The organism is Microtetraspora glauca (genome assembly GCF_040656155.1).
Lineage (GTDB): Bacteria > Actinomycetota > Actinomycetes > Streptosporangiales > Streptosporangiaceae > Microtetraspora > Microtetraspora glauca.
This window is the reverse complement of the sequence record NZ_JBFALK010000016.1, coordinates 87,307-106,852: the sequence shown is the minus strand read 5'-3', so window position 1 is coordinate 106,852 and position 19,546 is coordinate 87,307. Positions and strand designations below refer to the sequence as shown.

Genomic DNA, 19,546 nt, shown 5'->3' with positions numbered 1-19,546 from the left:
TTCCACAAGAGCTGGGTGAGACTGCGGCTCAGGGCATCGCGTAACCTCCGCTGACCGAGATCACCTGCCCGGTGACCTGCCGGGCCGCCACCGGGGAGGCGAGCCAGAGCACGGATTCGGCGATGTCCCTCGCCGTGGTCAGCCGGCGCAGCGGGGTGGCCTTGAGCATGTAGTCGACCTGGCGGTCGTTGAAGATCGCGCCCTGGCCTCGCGCCCACAGGCTGGTGGCGGCGACGGCCTCCGGCCCCTCGGGGATGACCAGGCCGGGGCAGACGACGTTGGAACGGATGCCGTGCCGTCCGTGCTCCCTGGCGGTCGTCCGGGCCAGAGCGACGACGCCCGCCTTGGAGGCGCCGTAGACGCCCTGCCGGATCTCGCCGAACGCGGCGTCGCTTGCGATGTACACCAGGGACCCGCCGCCGGCCTCGCGCATCGGCCCGAGCACGGCCTGCGTGCACTCGATCGCCGCGAAGAGATTGACCTCGAAGGTGCGCTGCCATTCTGCGCGGTCGGTGTGTTCGGCGATGAACCCGGGGATGCTGATGCCCGCGTTGCTCACCAGCACGTCGATGCCCCCCCAGGCGTCCAGCACCCGGCCGGCGGCGCGGGCGGCGGCGCCCTCCTCGGCCAGGTCGGACCGTACGACCTCGACGGAGGCGGCTCCGCGGTCCAGGGCCTCGCCGCGGACCCGCCCGGCCTGCTCCCCGTCGAGGTCGCAGATGGCGATCCGCGCGCCTTCGGCGGCGAAGCCGTGCACGATGCCCCGCCCGATGTTGGAGGCGCCGCCGGTCACCAGGACCCGAGCGCCGGTGAGACCAAGATCCATGTCGCTGCGTTCCTTCGCGCTGGGGCCGGATGCTCCCGGACCGGATGGGCCGGGGTGCCACGGGTCGCGGCAGGACCCGGCCTTGTAACTGGATTCTTATCTAATCTAGATTAGAACAGAAAGCCGGGTGCGGCGGCACCCCCATCCGAGGAGGGAACATGAGGGTTTTCAGTGGCCTCGACGAGCTTGTGAAGGCGCGCGGAGAGGTGCTGGGCACCAGCGACTGGATCACGGTCGAGCAGGAGCGCGTCGACGGGTTCGCCGACGCCACCGGTGACCACCAATGGATCCATGTCGACGTGGAGCGGGCCAAGGACGGCCCCTTCGGGGGGACGATCGCGCATGGCTTCCTCACGCTGTCGCTGCTCCCGGTGTTCTTCCAGCGGATCTACCGGGTCGACGGCGTTCGGATGGCGGTCAACTACGGCCTGAACAAGGTGCGTTTCCCCATGCCGGTCCGGGTGGGCTCGAAGGTGCGGGCGACATCGCGGCTCGCGGAGGTCACCTTGATGGACGGCGCGGCCCAGGCGGTGCTGTCCACCACCATCGAGGCCGAGGGCGCCGGCAAGCCTGTGTGCGTGGCCGAGTCGGTCGTGCGGTACTTCGCATGAGCGCGGCAGGGACGGATGCCGGGACAGCGCCAGGGATGGAGGCCGGGCTGGTGGCGGGCCGTACCGCGATCGTGACGGGCGCGGCCCGCGGCATCGGGCTGGAGATCGCCCGTCTGCTGCGTGAACACGGAGCCCGGGTAGTCCTGGCGGACCGGGACGCCGAGGAGGTGGCGGCGGCCGCGGCGGGGCTCGGGGACGAGCGGGCCGTCTGGTCGTGTGGCTGCGACGTCACCGACGAGGCCCAGGTCGACGCTCTCGTCGCGGGCGCCGTCGAACGGTTCGGATCGCTGGACGTCTTCGTCAACAACGCCGGCATCACCAGGGACGCCTCGCTGAAGAAGATGAGCGTTTTGGACTTCGACGCGGTGATCAATGTGCACCTGCGCGGCACCTGGCTGGGTGTGCGCGCCGCCGCGGCCGTGATGCGCGAGGCGGGCTCCGGCTCGATCGTCAACATCTCCTCCCTGTCGGGGAAGTCCGGCAACCCCGGCCAGACCAACTACAGCGCGGCCAAGGCGGGCATCGTCGGCCTGACCAAGGCCGCGGCCAAGGAACTGGCGCACCGTGGGGTCCGGGTCAACGCCGTGCAGCCCGGCCTCATCCGTACGGCGATGAGCGAGGCGATGCCGCCCGACGTCTTCGCCGCCCGCGAGGCCGACATCCCGATGAAGCGGGCGGGCGAGCCGCGCGAGGTCGCGGGGGCGGTCCTGTTCCTCGCCTCGGATCTGGCGAGCTACATGACGGGGGCGGTCCTCGAGGTCGGCGGCGGGAGGCTGATGTGAGCGAGCGAACCGATGGGCACACCGGCACGCCCGCGCCTCCGGTGGCCGCTGACGGCGTGCGGACCCGGGTGGACGGTGGGGTCGGGCACATCGTGCTCAACCGCCCGGAGGCGATGAACGCGATCACCGTCGAGCTCGGGGCCGAGCTCGAGCGGGCGCTGCTCCGGCTCGCGGACCAGGTGAACGTCATCCTGGTGCGCGGGGCGGGCGGGAACTTCTCCGTGGGCGGTGACTTCCACGAGCTCGAACGGCTGCGTGTCCGGGGGAGGGAGGCGATGCGCCCGCTGTTCGCGAACTTCGGCCGGGCCTGCGCCGCCATCGCCGGACTTCCGGTGCCCGTGGTCGCCGCCGTCGAGGGGTACGCGATGGCCGGCGGTTTCGAGCTGATGCAGGCCTGCGACGTCGTGCTGGTGCACGAGAACGCGAGGATCGCCGACAACCATGCCAGATTCGGGCAGGTGCCGGGCGGAGGCAGTACCCAGCGGCTGCCCCGGCTGGTCGGGCGGCAGCGCGCACTCGGCCACATTCTCTCCGGTGAGAGGCTGACCGCGGCCGAGGCGGTCGCCTGGGGGCTGGCCTACCGGTCGCTGCCCTCCGACGGCTTCGACGATGCGGTGAACGCGTTCGTCACGAACCTGGCCGGGCGGAACCGTGACGCGCTGACCAGGATCAAGCGCCTGGTGTACGCCGGACTGGACCTGCCGTCGGCGGAAGGGCTCGCGCTCGAGATGGAGACCGTGCTCGACCACCTCGGCGGGGAGGCCGCCGCGGCGGGCATCGCCGCTTTCAAGGGAGCCTGACATGACACGTGAACTGATCGATTCCGGCCCGGTGCTGCTGGACCTCGACGCGGACGGGGTGGCCCGCCTGCGGCTCAACCGGCCGGAGGCGTCCAACGGGATGGATGTGCCGTTCCTGCGGGCGCTCTACACAGCGGTCATGCGCTGCCACGGCGAGCCGGGCGTGCGGGCCGTGCTGCTCACCGGAGAGGGCAGGAACTTCTGCGCCGGCGGCGACGTCAAGACCTTCGCGGCCAAGGGGGAGGGTCTGCCCGACTACCTGCGCGAGGCCACCTCCTGGCTGCAGATCTCGACGTCGGCGCTGATGCGGCTGCAGGCGCCTGTGGTGGCCGCCGTACACGGCTTCGCCGCGGGCGGCGGCGGGTTCGGCCTGGTGTGCGCGGCCGACCTGGTGCTCGCCGCCGAGTCGGCGAGGTTCCTGGCTGGGGCCACCCGGGTGGGCATGGCGCCCGACGCGGGTGTGTCGGTCACCCTCACCCGGCTGGTCGGGCTGCGCAAGGCGATGGAGATCGTGCTGACCAACCCGGTGCTCAGCGCCGCCGAGGCCCTCGACATCGGCCTGATCACGCGGGTGGTCGCGGACGACATCCTGTACGACGAGGGCCTGGCGCTGGCCCGCGCGCTCGCCGAGGGCGCCCCCCGGGCGCTGGCCGCCACCAAGCGCCTGCTCTGGGACGGCCTCGGGGCGAACGTGGAGGCCAGGCTGCCCGAGGAGGCGCGTACGGTCGCCGAGCTGTCCGGCACGGCCGACGCGCGCGAGGGCCTGGCCGCCGTGATCGAACGCCGGAGCCCGGTCTTCACCGGCCGCTGACGCCGTACGCGCACACGCGTGATCTCAGGACCGCGCGTACGCGCGGACGCCGCCCAGATCGGCGGCGACGAGCACGCCCTGGTCGGTCAGCAGATCCAGATGGGCGTCCGTCTCCAGTACGGCGAGCATCTGGCTGAAGAGGTCGAGGTCGTCCAGCGTGCGCCGCCGGCGGGTCCACGGCAGGGCCAGGGCCACCTCGTACGCGGTTCCCGCCCCGGAGCGGACCGCGTGCAAGGTGGCGTCCAGCCGCTGCTCGTGATGGACCAGCAGCTCCTCGACCCGGGTGTGGACGCTGGGGGTCACCGGACCGTGCGCGGGCAGCAGCAGGGTGTCGGGCATCCCGCGGACCAACCGCAGGGAGTCGAGATAGCTGCGGAGCGGCTTGGGATCGGGGACGACCTCAAGCCCGAGGGACGGGGTGATGTGGGGGAGCACGTGGTCGCCCGCGTACAGCAGGCCGGCCGCGGCGTCACGCAGCACCACGTGCCCCCTGGTGTGCCCGGGGGTGGCGAACACGTCGAGCCCGACCGGGCCGAGGGACACCCGCTCGCCGTTGTCCAGCCAGCCGTCGGGGAGCTTCCACGGCACGTCGCGCTCGTGATCGGAGATCTCCACGGTGGCGATGCGATCGGCGATCTCCGCGGCCCCGCAGCGGCGCAGCAGCTCGACCTGGCGAGGGTAGAGCCCCTTCTCCGGGTCGAACGCCTCGATGGAAGGCCGCTCCCCCCGGCCGATCCGCACCCGGGTGCCGAAGGCGCCGCGCAGCGCCAGGGCCTGGGAATAGTGGTCCCAGTGGGCGTGGGTCACCAGGACGCACGCGACGTCCGCCAGCCGGTGTCCGAGCGTTCTCAGCGCGTCGGCCAGCGCCTTCTCCGTGTCCGGCATCGCCCAACCGGAGTCGACGACCACCGGCCCCTCGGGGCTCTCGATCACGTAGGCGTTCACCGCGTGCAGGCCGTTCGAAGGGAGCGGCAGCGGCACCCGGTGCACGCCGGGCCGTACCGGATGGGCGCCCGGCTCGGTCCAGTCCTCGGGTTGCTCTGCGATCGTCATGGGTCGTCTCCTCACCACTGGTGGCTTGTCTCGTAGTCCGGGACGGGCCTACTCTATTATTTGAAAATAAATTCAAAAACTGAGGGTGGGAACATGCCGCAGCAACCCGACGTGACCAGCGAGAGTGCCCGCGTCCTCGTGCGGGACCACGGGGCCGTACGGGTGCTGACCCTGAACCGGCCACGCAGTCGCAACGCCATCGACATGACCCTGCGAGTCGTGCTCGCGGAGCGGATCGAGGAGGCGATGGCCGACGCGGCGGTACGGGTGATCGTGCTGACCGGGGCCGGCGGCACGTTCTGCTCCGGTGGTGACATCTCGACGATGCGCCGCCAGTCGCCCGAGCTGACCCGGCCCAGGGCGGAGGCGGCGCAGCGCATCGTGCGCGCGATGTGGTCCGGGCCCAAGCCCGTGCTCGCCGCCGTCGAGGGCTTCGCCTTCGGCGCCGGGGCGGCGCTCGCCCTCGCCTGCGACCACGTGGTCGCCGCCTCCGACGCCACGTTCAGCGCGACGTTCACCAGGGTGGGGCTCGCCGGTGACTTGGGCGTCTTCTGGTCGCTGCGGCGGCGTGCGGGAGCGGCCGCGGCGCGCAGGATGCTCATGCTGCCCCGCGAGGTCCGCGGGGAGGAGGCGCTGGCCATGGGACTGGCCGATGTCCTGACCGAACCCGGCGCCGCGCTGGACGGCGCGCTGGCCGACGCGGAGCGGCTGGCCGCGGGGCCGCCGCTGGCGCTCGCCGCGATCAAGAGGATGCTGGTCGAGGGACCGTCCGACCCCTACGAGGTGCTGGCGTGCGAGGTCGAAAACCAGGTCCGGCTGTTCGACACCGACGACTTCGCCGAGGGTGTGGCGGCGTTCCACGAACGCCGCCCGCCGGTCTTCCTGGGCAGGTAGGCGGTCCCGTGCCCGGCGATCCCCTCCGGAAGCCGGGCGCGGGATCCGCGTCCCGGCGGGTACGCCGCGACATTTGGGGTCTTACGTTTCTAATTTAGATTATGTAGCGTGTGCGACACCTCGCGATGTGAGCCGGCCGATCACGTACCCGCCGTCCCGCGAGAGTCGGTTTCGCACCCCGGAGGTAGGACCCGTGACCACTCATCAGATCACTCATCCGCAGGTGGCCCTGCCGCTGCGGGAATCCTTCTGGCCGCGTGACACCAGCGTGCCGCTCATCGAGCACACGGTCGGCTCGCTGCTCGCGGAGCGCGCCGTGACCCACGCCGACTCACTCGCCCTCGTGGGCAGCGCGCACGGCACCGGCGAGGAGCGCAGGCTCACCTATCGGGAGCTGTACACCGAGGCGCGGCGGGTGGCCGCGGGGCTGCGGCGGCTCGCCGAACCGGGCGAGCACGTCGCTCTGTGGGCGCACAACGTGGTGGAGTGGCCGATCATCCAGTACGGCGCGGCGCTGGCCGGGGTGACCCTGGTGGCGCTGAACCCGGTGCTGCGTCAGGACGAACTCCTTTACGCGCTGAACCACTCACGTGCCGTCGTGCTGCTGCACGCCGACCGCAGCCGCGACTACGACCTCGCGGCGGTCGCCAGCGAGGTCGGCCCGCACTGCCCGGCGCTCCGGCACACGATCAGCCTCTCCCACCCCGAGCTTTGGACAGCCGATCCCGGGGATTCGCCGAGGCCGGAGATCACCCCGGACTCGCCGGTGATGCTGCAGTACACCTCGGGCACGACCGGCAAGCCGAAGGGGGTGCTGCTGTCCCACCGGGCCCTGGTCAACGTGGCGAAGCTGACCGTGGAGGTCGCCGAGATACCCGCTGGGGCTGTGTGCGCCGCGCCACTCCCCATGTTCCACACCGCCGCCTGCGTGATCTCGACGCTCGGCCCGCTGTGGCTGGGCGGGACCGTGCTCCTGGTCGAGCGGTTCGATCCCGCTTTCGTGCTGGGACTGATCGAGCGGGAGTCGGCCACGGTGCTGTTCTACGTGCCGACGATCCTGATCGCGGTCCTTCAGGCCGCGCGGGCCGGAGCCGGGCCGATGCCGCGGCTGACCGCCGTGGTCGGCGGCGGTGCGAACGTTCCCGGCGCGGTGATCGAGGCCGTGTCGCGGGAGTTCGGCGCCTCGGTGCACAACCTGTTCGGGCAGACGGAACTCGCTCCGGTGCTCACCCTGACCCGTAGGTCGGACACCCCGGAAGACCTGGTGAACACCGTGGGACGCCCGATCCCGCAGGTGGACTGCAAGATCGCCGATGCGGTCACCGGAGAGGTGCGGCCGCTCGGGAGCGAGGGCGAGATCTGCGCCCGTGGCTATCAGCAGTTGATCGAGTACTACGACGACCCCGAGGCGACCGCGCTCGCCGTCGACGCCGACGGCTGGGTGCACACCGGCGACCTCGGCACGATGGACGAGCGGGGCGTCGTGACCGTCACCGGCCGGATCAAGGACCTGATCATCCGCGGCGGGGAGAACATCGCGCCGGCCGAGATCGAGTCCTGCCTGGTCGCGCACGAGGCCGTGGTGGACGCCGCGGTCGTGGGAGTGGCCGACGACCGGTGGGGTGAGACGGTCGGCGCTGTGGTCGTGCCGCGCGAGCCCGGCCGTCCCGGGCTCATGGAGGAGCTGGTCGCGCACTGCCGGGAGCGACTCTCGCCGTACAAGGTCCCGCAGCACTGGTTCTTCGTGGACGCTCTGCCGCTGACCGCCACCGGCAAGTCGCACAAGCCCACGATCAGGTCGTCCATCGCCGAGGGCCGGCTGACGCCGGCGAACTGACGGCCGCGGCACCGGGCATCCGCATGCCTTGACCGATTAATCTAATTAAGATTAAATGAACTCCAGGAGGTTCTCTGTGATCCCGAGTGTCGATGAGCGCCGCGAGCAGCTGAGCGAGCGGTTCCCCGTGTGGACGCCGCTCACTCTCGACGCACGGCTGGACCGCTGCGCGGAGGAGTTCGGCGAGCGCCCGCTCGTCCTGACCGACGAGCGGACCCTGACCTACGCCGAGGCCGCCGAGTGGTCGGCGCGGCTCGCCGACGGGCTCGTGGCGCTCGGAGTCCGGCCGGGTGACCGGGTCGGCCTGCTGATGGCCAACTACCTGGAGTTCGTCCCGCTGAAGTTCGCGATCGCCCGCGCCGGCGCGGTCGCCATTCCGTTCAACTACCTGTACCGGCAGGACGAGCTCGCCTACGTCCTCGCCCAGTCCAAGTGCGACGCACTGATCACCATGACCGGCTTCGCCGGGCTGGACTACCTGGACATGCTCGACAACGTCGCCCCCGGATGGGACCGCGGCGGGAGCGAGACGCTGCCGGACCTGCGGCAGGTCGTGCTGCTGTCCACGGACGGGAGGACCCGCGAGGGTGCTCTCACCGTTGACGGCCTCGGCGAAGTCGGCGCGCGCAACCCCGGCGCGGCCGTGCCCGGCACGCGGAACCCCGACGATCTCGGGGACATCCTCTACACCTCCGGCACCACCGGCTCGCCCAAGGGCGTGATGGTGACCCATGACGCGGTGCAGCGCACCGGCTACGCCTCCGCGCTGACCCGGGCGTTCGAGGACGGCCGGCGCATCCTGTTCTCGCTGCCGTGCTACCACATGTTCGGCTACGTGGAGGGGTTGCTGGCCGCCATGATGGTGGGCGGGGCGATCATCCCGCAGCCGGCCTTCAGCCCGGCCCGCTACTTCGAGGGGATCGAGCGCCATCGGGCCACCGAGATCCTGTGCGTGCCGACCATGACGGTCGCGCTGCTCGAGCACCCCGACCGGGTCACGCGTGACCTGTCCTCGCTGTTCGCCATCCTCTCCGGCGCCGCGCCCTCCCCGGTCTGGCTGTGGGAGCAGGTGCGCGCCGAGCTCGGCGTCACCGAGGTGACCACCGGGTACGGCATGACCGAGTGCGGCGGGGCGATGACGATGTCCCTGCCCGAGGACCCGCTGGAGCGCGCCTCGGACACCGTCGGCCGGCCGAAGCTCGCGGGCGTCGCCGGGTTGCCCGGTGACATCTGCGTCTACCGGACGGCCGACCCGATCACGGGAGAGTTCCTGCCGCCCGGCGCCGAGGGGGAGATCGTCTCCACCGGCCCGACACACATGCTGGGCTTCTGGGACAAGCCGGCCGAGACCGCGCTCGCCCTCAGGGACGGCTGGGTGTACTCGGGCGACCTCGGCCGCGTACGCGACGACGGATACCTGGAACTCACCGGCCGAAGCAAGGAGCTCTACAAGAGCGGTGGCGAGCTGGTGATGCCCAAGGAGATCGAGGACCTGCTCACCAAGCATCCCGGCGTCAGCCAGGCATACGCGGTCGGCGTACCCGACGAGAGGTGGGGCGAGACCGGGTGTGTCTGGATCGTCCCCGAGCCCGGCGCGCGGCTCGACGCCGACGAGGTCATCGCGCTCTGCAAGGAGAACCTGGCCCGCTTCAAGGTGCCCAAGCACGTGCTTTTCGCGGAGCCGTCCGAGCTGCCGACCACACCGACCGGAAAGATCCAGAAGTTTCGGCTCGTCCAGCAGGCCAAGGCACGAATCGAAGGAGGAACGTCGTGACCGTCCAGTACTCGGAGCTGATCCAGCCCGAGAGAGTGCACGGCTCGCTGTACACCGATCCGAGCATCTTCGCGGAAGAGCTCGACCGCATCTGGTACCGGACCTGGGTGTGCGTCGGGCACGCGAGCGAGGTGGCGCGGCCCGGCGACTACGTACGCAAGAAGGTCGCCGCGCAGGACGTCATCATGACCAGGAGCACCGACGGCGAGATCAGCCTGCTGCTCAACAGGTGCGCGCACCGGGGCAACCTGGTCTGCGAGGACGAGCGGGGCAACTCCGGCTCCTTCCGCTGCCCCTACCACGGCTGGACGTACCGCAACACCGGGGAGATGCTCGGCTACCCCTACAACCAGGGGTACGGCGGCAAGGGCAAGCTGTCCCTCGGTCTCGGCCGGGTGCCGCGGGTGGACACCTACCAGGGCTTCGTGTTCGCCAGCTTCGCCGCCGACGGCCCCAGCCTGAAGGAGCACCTCGGCGCCGCGGCGGGCGAACTGGATCGGCTGGCCAGGCTCTCCCCGGAGGGAGAGGTCGAGCTCACCGCCGGCTGGCTCAAGCACCGCGCGAAGGCGAACTGGAAGCTGCTGGTCGAGAACGAGACCGACGGCTACCACCCGCAGTTCGTGCACGGCTCCGTCTTCAGCGTCACCGGCAGCCACATCGGCAACCTCTACAGCGACAAGTCGACCGCCGTCACCCGCGACCTCGGCGGCGGCCACAGTGAGAACGACCTGCGCCCGGAGTTCCGCCGGATGGGCACGCCGATGACCTGGTTCGGAACGTCCGAGGCCAAGGTCCCCGAGTACGTGGCGAAGATGCGCGAGCTCCACGGCGCGCAGGCCGAGGAGATCCTCATCGAGGGCGCACCGCACGTCATGGTCTTCCCCAACCTCTTCGTCGCCGAGATCAGCGTCTTCATGATCCAGCCGACGGCGGTGGACGAGACCGTGCAGAACGTCACCGCCGTGCAGCTCAAGGGCGCGCCGGAGATGAACCGCAGGCTGCTGTCGCAGTGCGTCGGTTCGGTCGGACCCGCGGGCATGTTGCTCGCCGACGACTCCGAGATGTACGAGCGGAACCAGCGCGGCATGGCCGCCCGGATGCCCGAATGGCTCGACATCCGCCGCGGCGTGGGTCGCGAGCGCGTCGACGAGAACGGATTCCGGGTCGGCGCGGCCAACGACGAGACGGGGATGCGCGGGTTCTGGTCGCACTACCGGAGCCTGATGGAACGGGAGGACGCGCGGTGAGCAGCCTGGCCGAACACACAGGCCTGGATCTCCGGGAGGTCGAGCGGTTCCTCTACCGGGAGGCGCGGCTCGCCGACGAGCACGACTACGACGGATGGGAGGCCCTGTGGACCGACGACGCCCTCTACTGGGTGCCCGCAGGAAGCCCTGACGCCGATCCCCAGCGGCTGATGTCGGTGATCTACGACAACCGCAGCCGCATCCGGACCCGGATCAGCCAGCTCAAGACGGGTAAGCGGTATGCCCAGTCGCCTCCGTCGAACATGCGGCGGCTGATCTCCAACATCGAGGTGGTCGCGGTCGAAGGGGCCGACACCGTGGTCGGGGCGAACTTCCTGCTCATCGAGTCCCGCGAGCGCGGGACCACCATGTGGGCGGGCCGCACCACCTACCGGCTGCGCCGCGTCGAGGACGACATCCGGCTGGCCTACAAGAAGGTCGTCCTGGTGGACAGCGCGGAGGCGCTCTCCACCCTGGCGTTCCTGATCTGAAGGAGCCGGGACAGTGGATCAGTGGATCATCGCCAGCGAGTTCGCGGAGGTGGCGGTGAGCCTCGACACCGAGGCCAACGGGCCACGTCTGCGTCTTACCGACCTACGCGGCGGCCGGGTCCGGTACCTGGACGCGCTGGAACTGGAGGCGCTCGCCTGGCTGCCCGACGAGCGGATGCGTGAGCTGCTGGACCCGTCGGCCGGCCGCTGGAGCGACGGCCGCCGCGATGGCTGAGATCCTCGACCGGATCGGGCGGCTGGACCTTGCGGCCCACGTCAGGCCCGGCGACACGGTCGTCTGGGGGCAGGCGTGCGCCGAGCCGCTCACCCTCACCGAGCGGCTCATGGAGCAGCGCGCCGCGATCGGCGGCTTCCGGTGCTTCGTCGGCGCCCCCGCCTCGGGCACGGTCCGCCCGGAGCACGCCGACCACGTGTCGTTCCTGTCCTACTGCGGCAGTGGCGGCAACCGGGCGATGCACCGCGCGGGGGTCCTGGACATCCTGCCGGTCCACTATTCGACACTGCCGGACCTCATCGAGAGCCGGATACTCCCCGTCGACGTCGCCCTGGTCCAGCTGTCACCCGCGGACGCGGCCGGTCGCCACAGCCTGGGCCTCGCCGACGAGTACCTGTCCGCCGCGATCGACCGGGCCCGCGTGGTCATCGCCGAGGTGAACGACCAGGTGCCCTGGACGCGTGGGACGCGGACGCTGACCGCCGCCGACCTGGACGTGATCGTGCACACCTCCCGACCACCCGCCGAGATCCTCAGGAACGAGCCGGGCGCCGTCGAGGAACGGGTCGCCGACCACGTCGCCGATCTGGTCGATGACGGCGCCACCCTGCAGCTGGGGCTCGGAGCGCTGCCGGAGGCGATCGTCGCGCGGCTGGCCGACCGCCGTGATCTGGGCGTCCACTCGGGCCTGATCGGCGACACCGTCGCCGATCTGATGGAGGCCGGAGTGATCACCGGCGCCCGCAAGACGGTCGACAGGGGCCGCACGGTCACCGGGGCACTGATGGGCTCGTCGCGGTTGTTCCGCTACGCCCACCGCAACCCGGCGATCGAACTGCGGGACACGCGCCACACCCACGATCCCGGCGTGCTCGCGGCCCAGGAGCGCTTCGTCGCGATCAACTCGGCGATCGAGGTGGACCTGTCCGGCCAGATCAACGCCGAGGTCGCGCGCGGGTCGTACGTCGGAGCCGTCGGCGGCGCGATCGACTTCCTGCGTGGCGCGGCCCGCTCACGGGGCGGCCTGCCCATCGTGGCCCTGACGTCCACAGCGAGATCCGGCACGGCCAGATCCGGCACAGCGGAATCAGGCGCCGGGAACACCGTGAGCCGGATCGTGGCGAAGCTGAGCGGTCCGGTCAGCACGCCCCGCGCGGACGCCGGGATCATCGTCACCGAGTACGGCGTCGCCGACCTGCGCGGGCGGTCCCTGGACGAGCGGCGCGCCCGGATGCTCGCCATCGCCCACCCTGACCATCGCCCCGCGCTCGAGAAGGAGTGCCACCTATGAGAAGAGCCGCGATCGTCGCACCGGTCCGCACACCGGTCGGCGCCTTCGGCGGAACCCTGCGCCCGGTACCCGTGGAGGATCTGGCGGCCACCGTCATCAAGGCCGTGGTCGAGCGCTCGGGTATCGACCCCGGACGGATCGAGGACGTGGCGATGGCGCAGTCCTACGCCAACTCGGAGACGCCGTGCGTCGGCCGCTGGGCCGCACTGCACGCCGGCCTGCCGGTGGAGGTCCCCGGCTTCCAGATCGATCGGCGGTGCGGCGGCGGCCTGCAGGCCGTGGTCACCGCCGCGATGATGGTGCAGACCGGAGCCGCCGACGTGGTGGTGGCCGGCGGCGTGGAGAGCATGAGCAACGTCGAGCACTATTCCACCAAGGTCCGCTGGGGCAGCCGCTCCGGCGGGGTTCACCTGTACGACCGGCTGGACCGGGGCCGCGAGCGGTCCCAGCCCGAGGGCCGCTTCGGCCGCATATCCGGGATGATCGAGACGGCCGAGAACGTGGCCCGCGAGTACGGGATCACCCGCGAGCAGGCCGACGCGTACGCCGCGGGCAGCCATCGCCGGGCCGCCGCGGCGTGGGAGGCGGGCGCCTTCGACGACGAGATCGTCCCGGTCCAGGTGCCGGTACGACACGGCGACCCGGTGTCGTTCGAACGCGACGAGGGCATCCGCCCGGACACCGACACCGAGAAGCTGTCGAGGCTGCGGACGCTGATGCCGGGCGGCACCGTGACCGCGGGGAACTCCAGCCAGCAGAACGACGCCGCGGCGGCCTGCCTGCTGGTGGCCGAGGACAAGCTGGACGAGCTCGGGTTGGAACCGCTGGGATTCCTCGTCGGCTGGGCCGCGGCGGGCTGCGAACCGGCCACCATGGGCCTCGGCCCGGTGCCTGCCGTGGCCAGGCTGCTCGCCGCCACCGGCGTGAAGTTCGACGACATCGACCTGGTGGAGCTGAACGAGGCGTTCGCCTGCCAGGTGCTCGGCGTGCTCAAGGCCTGGGGGTTCGACGACCCGGCCGACCTCGGCGACCGGCTGAACGTCAACGGCTCGGGTATCTCGCTCGGGCACCCGATCGCCGCGACCGGGGTACGCATGCTCACCACGATGCTGCACGAGCTGCGTCGGCGGGGCGGCGGCTACGGCCTGGAGACCATGTGCGTCGGCGGCGGCCAGGGCATGGCCGCCCTGTTCGAGGGGGTGTCGTGACGCACATCAGGCGGGCCGCGCCGAAGGGACTCGTGGCCTATGCCACCCACCTGCCACGGCACCGGCTGCGGCACGCGGACCTCGCCGCCGCGCTCGGCGGCAGAGGCGGGCCGGGGGGCCGCGTGGCCGCCTCCTTCGACGAGGACAGCACCACGCTCGGGATCGAAGCCGCCCGGCGGGTGGCGGGGGCGCGGCCCGAGGCGATCTACTTCGCCACCACCTCGCCCGCGTATCTCGACAAGACCAACGCCGCCGCCGTGCACGCGGCGCTCGGCCAGGGTGCGGACGGCCCGGGCATCGACGGTTTCGCGGTGGACCTGGCCGGGTCGGCGCGGTGTGGCGCGGGCGCCCTGCTCGCCGCCGCCGCGACCGGGGGCCTCGCCGTACTCGCGGATGTCCGTACCGGCCTGCCGGGCTCGGCCGACGAGCGCGACGGTGCCGACGGGGCGGCGGCGTTCTTGTTCGGCGATCCCGGTCACGCGATCGCCGAGATCGTCGCCCGCGTGTCGGTGACGGCCGAGTTCCTCGACCGCTGGCGCGTTCCCGGGGAGTCGGCCGCCCGCCGGTGGGAGGAGCGTTTCGGGCTGGAGAGCTACCTGCCGCTGATCACGGAGGCGGGGCGGCGGGCGTTGAAGGAGGCGGCCGTCGGGGCGCCCGACCATGTCGTGCTCTCCTCGCCGAACCCGCTGGTGATCAGGCGAGCGGCGGGGCTGTTCCCGGCGCGGGTTCCGGTGGGGAGGATGCCGGGCCACGCGGGCGCGGCGGACGTCGGCCTCGGCCTGGCGGACGTCCTGGATCGGGCGGCCCCGGGCGAGACCGTCCTGGTGCTCGCCGCCGTGGACGGCTGCGACGCGCTGGTGCTCCGTGTCACGGACCGCATCGAGCGCGGACGGCAGGCCCGTCCGGTCTCCGCGCAGCTCGCCGCCGGGCGGGCTGTGCCGTACGCCACCTATCTCACCTGGCGCGGCCTCCTGGACCGGGAGCCGCCCCGGCGTCCCGAGCCGGAACTGCCCGCGGGGCCGCCGTCGGCCCGGTCGCAGGCGTGGAAGTTCGCCTTCACCGGGTCGCGGTGCCGCGGCTGCGGCTTCGTCCACCTTCCCCCGGCCCGGGTGTGCAAGGGCTGCGGTGCCGTGGACGAGATGGAGCTCCACCCGCTGTCCGGTGCGCGGGGCACCGTCGCCACCTTCACCGCGGACCGGCTGGCCTACTCTCCCTCGCCGCCGCTGATCGACGTGGTCGTCGACTTCGACGGCGGCGGCCGGTACACGATGGAGCTGGCCGACGCCGCACCGGACGAGGTGACGATCGGCATGCGCGTCGAGACGACGTTCCGCAGGCTCCACACGACCGGGGGAGTGCACAACTACTTCTGGAAGGTACGGCCCGTGGAGGGCGAGAGATGAGCACCAAGGGCATCAAGGACCGGGTCGCGATCGTCGCGATGGGCTGCACCCGCTTCGGCGAACACTGGTCGGCCTCCGCCGACGATCTGCTGATCGACGCGGTGGGGGAGTGCCTCGCCGCCGTGCCGGGCACGGATCTGGCGGACGTGGAGGCGTTCTGGCTCGGCACGCTCGGCTCGGGACAGTCCGGCCTCACCCTCAGCCGCCCGCTCGCCCTGGACTACCGCCCGGTCACCCGGGTGGAGAACTACTGCGCCACCGGCTCCGAGGCGTTCCGCAACGCTTGCTACGCGGTGGCGTCCGGAGCGTACGACCGGGTCATGGCGGTCGGGGTGGAGAAGCTCAAGGACTCCGGCTTCTCCGGGCTGACCCGGATGGACCCGCCCGGCGACGGCACGGCTCCGGAGAACACGCTCACCGCTCCGGCGGCGTTCTCGCTGCTCGACCCGGCGTACTGCGCGAGGTACGGCGTGGACCCCGCGGACATGCGGGACGCCATGACGCACGTGGCCTGGAAGAATCACGCGAACGGCGCGCTCAATCCCAAGGCGCAGTTCCGTTCGGCGGTGTCCAAGGAGAAGATCGCCGCGGCGCCGCTGGTGGCCGGGCGGCTCGGGGTGTTCGACTGCTCGGGCGTTTCCGACGGCGCCGCGTGCGCGCTGATCGTCCGGGCCGAGGACGCCCACCTGTACACCGACCGGCCCGTGCTGGTGAAGGCGCTGTCGCTGACGGCCGGGCCTGGGCGCGCCGCCATGGACGCGGACTTCGACTACACGACCTTCCCGGAGGTGGTGCGCAGCGCTCGCGACGCCTACCGGCAGGCCGGGATCACCGATCCGCGCACCGAGATCTCGCTGGCCGAGGTGCACGACTGCTTCACGCCCACCGAACTGGTGCTGATGGAGGACCTCGGCTTCGCCGAGCGGGGGGAGGCGTGGCGGGACATCCTGGACGGCGCCTTCGAGCTAGGCGGGCGGCTGCCCGTCAACCCGGACGGCGGCCTGAAGTCCTTCGGCCACCCGGTCGGCGCGAGCGGGCTGCGGATGCTCTATGAGTGCTGGCTGCAGTTCCGCGGCGAGGCCGGGCAGCGGCAGCTGAGCGACCCCAGGCTCGCGCTCACCCACAATCTGGGCGGCCGCCCGGGCGCCTGCGTCTCCTTCGTCTCCCTGGTCGGCGCAGAGCCGGGCTGACACCGGCCGGGACCGGCTCCGTGTCCATGGCCGGGGCCGGGGGCGGCCACCGGACGCTCCGCCTGACCGCGCCGGGTACGAGAGCTCGACCTGGCGGTAGTATTTATTCTAGTTTAAATTAACTATTTGGAGGTTCGTATGGCATCGAACGCCGAGTCGCCCGCCGCGGGCCCGCCGCCGGGCACCGGACCTGGGTCGGGGGATCTTCCCGCGGTCGGCTTCGAGTTCGCCGACGGTATCGCCCATGTCAGGCTCGACCGACCGGACACCCGCAACGCGCTCGACACCGCCATGGCCGTCGGCCTGCGCGACGCCGCGCGGCGCTGCGCGGAGGCGAGCGGGCTCAGGGCTCTGCTGATCAGCGGCGCCGGTCCGGCCTTCTCGGTAGGGGGCGACATCGGCGTGTTCGCCGAGGCGACCGACCACGAGCGAGCCGCCCTGCTGCGCGGCATGGCGGCCCTCTACCACGAGGCGCTCCGGCGATTCCTCGATCTGGACGCGCCCATCGTCTGCGCCGTCCACGGCGCGGTCGCCGGAGGCGGGCTGGGCCTGCTCTACTGCGCCGACCTCGTGCTCGCCGCCGAGGGCACCAGGTTCGCCCTCGGCTATGGGGCACTCGGCCTCTCCAGCGACGGAGGGAGCTCCTGGTTCCTGCCACGGATGGTCGGGCCCAAGCGAGCCGCGGAACTCTACTTCGAGCAGCGCATGCTGACCGCCCACGAGGCCGCCGAGTGGGGCCTCGTCTCCCGCGTCGTCCCGGCCGAGGCGATCAGGGAGGAGTCGCTCGCGGTCGCCCGGCGGCTGGCCGCCGGGCCCACCCGGGCCTACGCGGAGATGCGTCACCTGCTCAACGACTCCGGTGACCGGAGCCTGACCGACCACCTGGCCGCGGAGGAGCGTGCCATGTTCCGCACCGCCGCAACGGCCGACGCGGCCGAGGGCATCGCCGCGTTCGCCGGCCGGCGCGAGCCCCACTACCAGGGACGGTGACGACGTGACGGGACTGATCCTCGACAGCGAGGAGCACGCGCTGCTCCGGCAGAGCGTCGGCAAGATCGCCGAGCGGTACGGCCACGCCTACTTCGCCGAGCGGGCGCGCGCCGGCGGCCGGGTCGACGAGCTCTGGGCCGACCTGGGCGCGGGCGGATTCCTGGGCGTGCACCTGCCGGAGGAGTACGGCGGCGGCGGGGGCGGCCTCTCGGAGTACGGCGTGGTCCTCGAGGAGTTGGCGGCCCACGGCATGCCGTTGCTGATGGGCGTCATCTCACCCGCCATCACCGGCTCGATCGTCTGGCGGCACGGATCCGACGAGATGCGACGCGAGTGGCTGCCCGGCATGGCCGCCGGCACCAGGAAGATGGCGTTCGCGCTCACGGAGCCGGACGCCGGCTCCAACAGCCATCAGGTCACCACCACCGCGCACCGTGACGGAGACGGCTGGCGGCTTACCGGTACCAAGTACTACATCTCCGGCGCCGACGAGTCCGACGCGCTCCTGGTGGTGGCGCGCGACGGCGATCCGGGCCCGTCCGGGCGTACGCCGCTCTCGCTGTTCGTGGTTCCCACCGACGCGCCCGGCCTGCGCACGCAGCAGATCGCGACCGAGCTCGTCGTCCCGGAGAAGCAGTTCACCGTCTTCTTCGACGACGTGCGGATCGGTCCCGAAGCCCTGATCGGCGAGGCCGGGCGAGGTCTGCGCCAGGTGTTCGCCGGCCTCAACCCCGAGCGCATCCTGGCCGCCTCGCTCAGCAACGGCATCAGCAGGTACGCGCTGGACAAGGCCGCCCGCTACGCCCGCGAGAGGCAGGTGTGGTCCGCCCCGATCGGCTCCCACCAGGGAGTGTCGCACCCCCTCGCGGAGGCGTACATCGGCGTGGAGCTGGCCAGGCTGGCCACCGCCCGTGCCGCCGAGCTGTACGACTCCGGGCAGGACGCGGCGGAGGCGGCCAACATCGCCAAGTTCGCCGCCGCCGACGCGTCGCTGAAGGCGCTCGACCAGTCCATCCAGACGCACGGCGGCAACGGGCTCTCCCGCGAGTACGGCCTGGCCGACCTGTGGTTCGTGGCCCGGCTGCTGCGCACGGCCCCGGTCAGCAGGGAGATGGTGCTCAACTTCGTCGCCCAGCACAGCCTGCGGCTGCCCGCCTCCTACTGACCGCCTCCTACTGACCGCCTCCTACCGACCCCGAAAGTCGCTTCCGACAGAGAACGAAAGAGGTGCGCCCATGGCAGGTGTACAGGACCGTGTGATCGCCGTGACCGGAGCCGGAGGAGGGCTCGGCCGCGAGTACGCGCTGCTGCTGGCCCGCTCCGGCGCCAAGGTCGTCGTCAACGATCTGGGCGGTGCGCGGGACGGATCCGGCTCAGGCACGACCATGGCCGACGCGGTGGTCACGGAGATCACCGAAGCCGGCGGGCAGGCCGTGGCCAACTACGACAGCGTGGCCTCGGAGGAGGGCGGCGCGTCCGTCGTCCGCGCGGCGTTCGACGCCTTCGGCCGCATCGACGGCGTGGTGAGCAACGCCGGCATCCTCCGTGACGTCGCCTTCCACAAGATGACCGCCGAGCAGTGGGACGCGGTGCTCCAGGTCCACCTGCACGGCACGTACCATGTCGTCCGCGCGGCCTGGCCGCACTTCCGCGAGCAGGGGCACGGCCGGGTGGTGGTCGCCACCTCCAACACCGGCCTGTACGGCAACTTCGGCCAGGCCAACTACGGCGCGGCCAAGCTTGGCATGGTCGGCCTGATCAACACCCTCGCCATCGAGGGCCGCAAGTACAACATCCTGGCCAACGCGGTCGCGCCACAGGCGGCGACCCGGATGACCGAGGACGTCGCCCCGGCCGAGCTGCTGGCGAAGCTGCCCGCCGCGCACGTCGCGCCGGTCGTCGGCCACCTGCTCACCGACGAGTGCGCCGACAGCGGAACCGTCGTTGTCGTCGGCGGCGGCCTCTGCACCCGCGTGCAGCTCTTCGAGTCCACGGGCGTCACCTTCGCCGAGGTGCCGACCATCGAACAGGTCGGCGAGCGCTGGGCGGAGATCGTCGATATGAACGGTGCGGTCCCGGCCATCAACCGGGTGGGCTGAGCGG

Annotated in this window: 19 protein-coding genes; 17 read left to right on the top strand and 2 right to left on the bottom strand. The window is 71.7% G+C overall.

Translation table 11 applies throughout. The features are described from left to right. Positions 1-28: 28 nt before the first annotated feature. A complete protein-coding gene (locus tag AB0I59_RS27515) occupies positions 29-826 on the bottom strand; it encodes an SDR family NAD(P)-dependent oxidoreductase (protein ID WP_061252709.1) in 798 nt (265 codons plus the stop codon). A gap of 158 nt (positions 827-984) precedes the next feature. On the opposite strand from AB0I59_RS27515, the gene AB0I59_RS27510 reads away from it, so the two are divergent. Genes AB0I59_RS27510 through AB0I59_RS27495 form a run of 4 tightly spaced genes read left to right on the top strand, consistent with a single transcriptional unit; the run spans position 985 to position 3,830 of the window. Beyond that, a complete protein-coding gene (locus AB0I59_RS27510) occupies positions 985-1,437 on the top strand; it encodes a MaoC family dehydratase (RefSeq protein WP_061252710.1) in 453 nt (150 codons plus the stop codon). Beyond that, positions 1,434-2,219, top strand: coding sequence for a 3-oxoacyl-ACP reductase FabG (gene fabG, locus AB0I59_RS27505; RefSeq protein WP_435831093.1), 786 nt, complete (start codon positions 1,434-1,436; stop codon positions 2,217-2,219). The genes AB0I59_RS27510 and fabG overlap by 4 nt, the downstream gene beginning before the upstream one ends. Then, a complete protein-coding gene (locus AB0I59_RS27500) occupies positions 2,216-3,019 on the top strand; it encodes an enoyl-CoA hydratase/isomerase family protein (protein ID WP_358137429.1) in 804 nt (267 codons plus the stop codon). The genes fabG and AB0I59_RS27500 overlap by 4 nt, the downstream gene beginning before the upstream one ends. Position 3,020: 1 nt before the next feature. Further along, positions 3,021-3,830, top strand: coding sequence for an enoyl-CoA hydratase/isomerase family protein (locus AB0I59_RS27495; RefSeq protein WP_061252712.1), 810 nt, complete (start codon positions 3,021-3,023; stop codon positions 3,828-3,830). A gap of 24 nt (positions 3,831-3,854) precedes the next feature. On the opposite strand, the gene AB0I59_RS27490 is transcribed toward AB0I59_RS27495, so the two are convergent. Further along, positions 3,855-4,883: an MBL fold metallo-hydrolase gene (locus tag AB0I59_RS27490; RefSeq protein WP_061252713.1), complete on the bottom strand. Its 1,029-nt coding sequence runs from the start codon at positions 4,881-4,883 to the stop codon at positions 3,855-3,857. Between the two features lie 93 nt (positions 4,884-4,976). On the opposite strand from AB0I59_RS27490, the gene AB0I59_RS27485 reads away from it, so the two are divergent. From AB0I59_RS27485 to AB0I59_RS27425, 13 genes are all read left to right on the top strand, one after another. Next, positions 4,977-5,777: an enoyl-CoA hydratase/isomerase family protein gene (locus AB0I59_RS27485; protein ID WP_061252714.1), complete on the top strand. Its 801-nt coding sequence runs from the start codon at positions 4,977-4,979 to the stop codon at positions 5,775-5,777. A 193-nt stretch (positions 5,778-5,970) separates the two neighbouring features. Then, complete coding sequence (locus tag AB0I59_RS27480; protein ID WP_358137423.1) at positions 5,971-7,614, top strand: class I adenylate-forming enzyme family protein; 1,644 nt, start codon at positions 5,971-5,973, stop codon at positions 7,612-7,614. Positions 7,615-7,690: 76 nt separating this feature from the next. Next, positions 7,691-9,388: a class I adenylate-forming enzyme family protein gene (locus AB0I59_RS27475; protein WP_082776452.1), complete on the top strand. Its 1,698-nt coding sequence runs from the start codon at positions 7,691-7,693 to the stop codon at positions 9,386-9,388. After that, positions 9,385-10,635, top strand: coding sequence for an aromatic ring-hydroxylating oxygenase subunit alpha (locus AB0I59_RS27470; RefSeq protein ID WP_358137420.1), 1,251 nt, complete (start codon positions 9,385-9,387; stop codon positions 10,633-10,635). Before AB0I59_RS27475 ends, AB0I59_RS27470 begins: the two co-directional genes overlap by 4 nt. Beyond that, positions 10,632-11,126: an aromatic-ring-hydroxylating dioxygenase subunit beta gene (locus tag AB0I59_RS27465; protein WP_061252717.1), complete on the top strand. Its 495-nt coding sequence runs from the start codon at positions 10,632-10,634 to the stop codon at positions 11,124-11,126. Before AB0I59_RS27470 ends, AB0I59_RS27465 begins: the two co-directional genes overlap by 4 nt. A 13-nt stretch (positions 11,127-11,139) precedes the next feature. Beyond that, entirely contained in the window at positions 11,140-11,361 is a 222-nt protein-coding gene (locus AB0I59_RS27460) for a hypothetical protein (protein WP_358137417.1), read from the top strand. After that, a complete protein-coding gene (locus AB0I59_RS27455; protein ID WP_358137414.1) occupies positions 11,354-12,652 on the top strand; it encodes an acetyl-CoA hydrolase/transferase family protein in 1,299 nt (432 codons plus the stop codon). The genes AB0I59_RS27460 and AB0I59_RS27455 overlap by 8 nt, the downstream gene beginning before the upstream one ends. Further along, positions 12,649-13,860 (top strand): acetyl-CoA C-acetyltransferase, encoded by a 1,212-nt coding sequence (locus tag AB0I59_RS27450; RefSeq protein WP_061252719.1) that lies wholly within the window; start codon positions 12,649-12,651, stop codon positions 13,858-13,860. Before AB0I59_RS27455 ends, AB0I59_RS27450 begins: the two co-directional genes overlap by 4 nt. Then, positions 13,857-15,263, top strand: coding sequence for an OB-fold domain-containing protein (locus tag AB0I59_RS27445; protein ID WP_358137411.1), 1,407 nt, complete (start codon positions 13,857-13,859; stop codon positions 15,261-15,263). Before AB0I59_RS27450 ends, AB0I59_RS27445 begins: the two co-directional genes overlap by 4 nt. Then, entirely contained in the window at positions 15,260-16,453 is a 1,194-nt protein-coding gene (locus AB0I59_RS27440) for an acetyl-CoA acetyltransferase (RefSeq protein ID WP_061252720.1), read from the top strand. The genes AB0I59_RS27445 and AB0I59_RS27440 overlap by 4 nt, the downstream gene beginning before the upstream one ends. Before the next feature lie 138 nt (positions 16,454-16,591). Next, the gene (locus tag AB0I59_RS27435; protein WP_358137407.1) at positions 16,592-17,443 is read left to right on the top strand and encodes an enoyl-CoA hydratase/isomerase family protein; all 852 of its coding nucleotides are present in this window, start codon (positions 16,592-16,594) and stop codon (positions 17,441-17,443) included. A 4-nt stretch (positions 17,444-17,447) separates the two neighbouring features. Then, a complete protein-coding gene (locus AB0I59_RS27430; protein ID WP_061252722.1) occupies positions 17,448-18,608 on the top strand; it encodes an acyl-CoA dehydrogenase family protein in 1,161 nt (386 codons plus the stop codon). A gap of 70 nt (positions 18,609-18,678) precedes the next feature. After that, positions 18,679-19,542, top strand: a complete 864-nt coding sequence (locus AB0I59_RS27425; protein ID WP_358137405.1) for an SDR family NAD(P)-dependent oxidoreductase — start codon at positions 18,679-18,681, stop codon at positions 19,540-19,542. Positions 19,543-19,546: the final 4 nt, after the last annotated feature.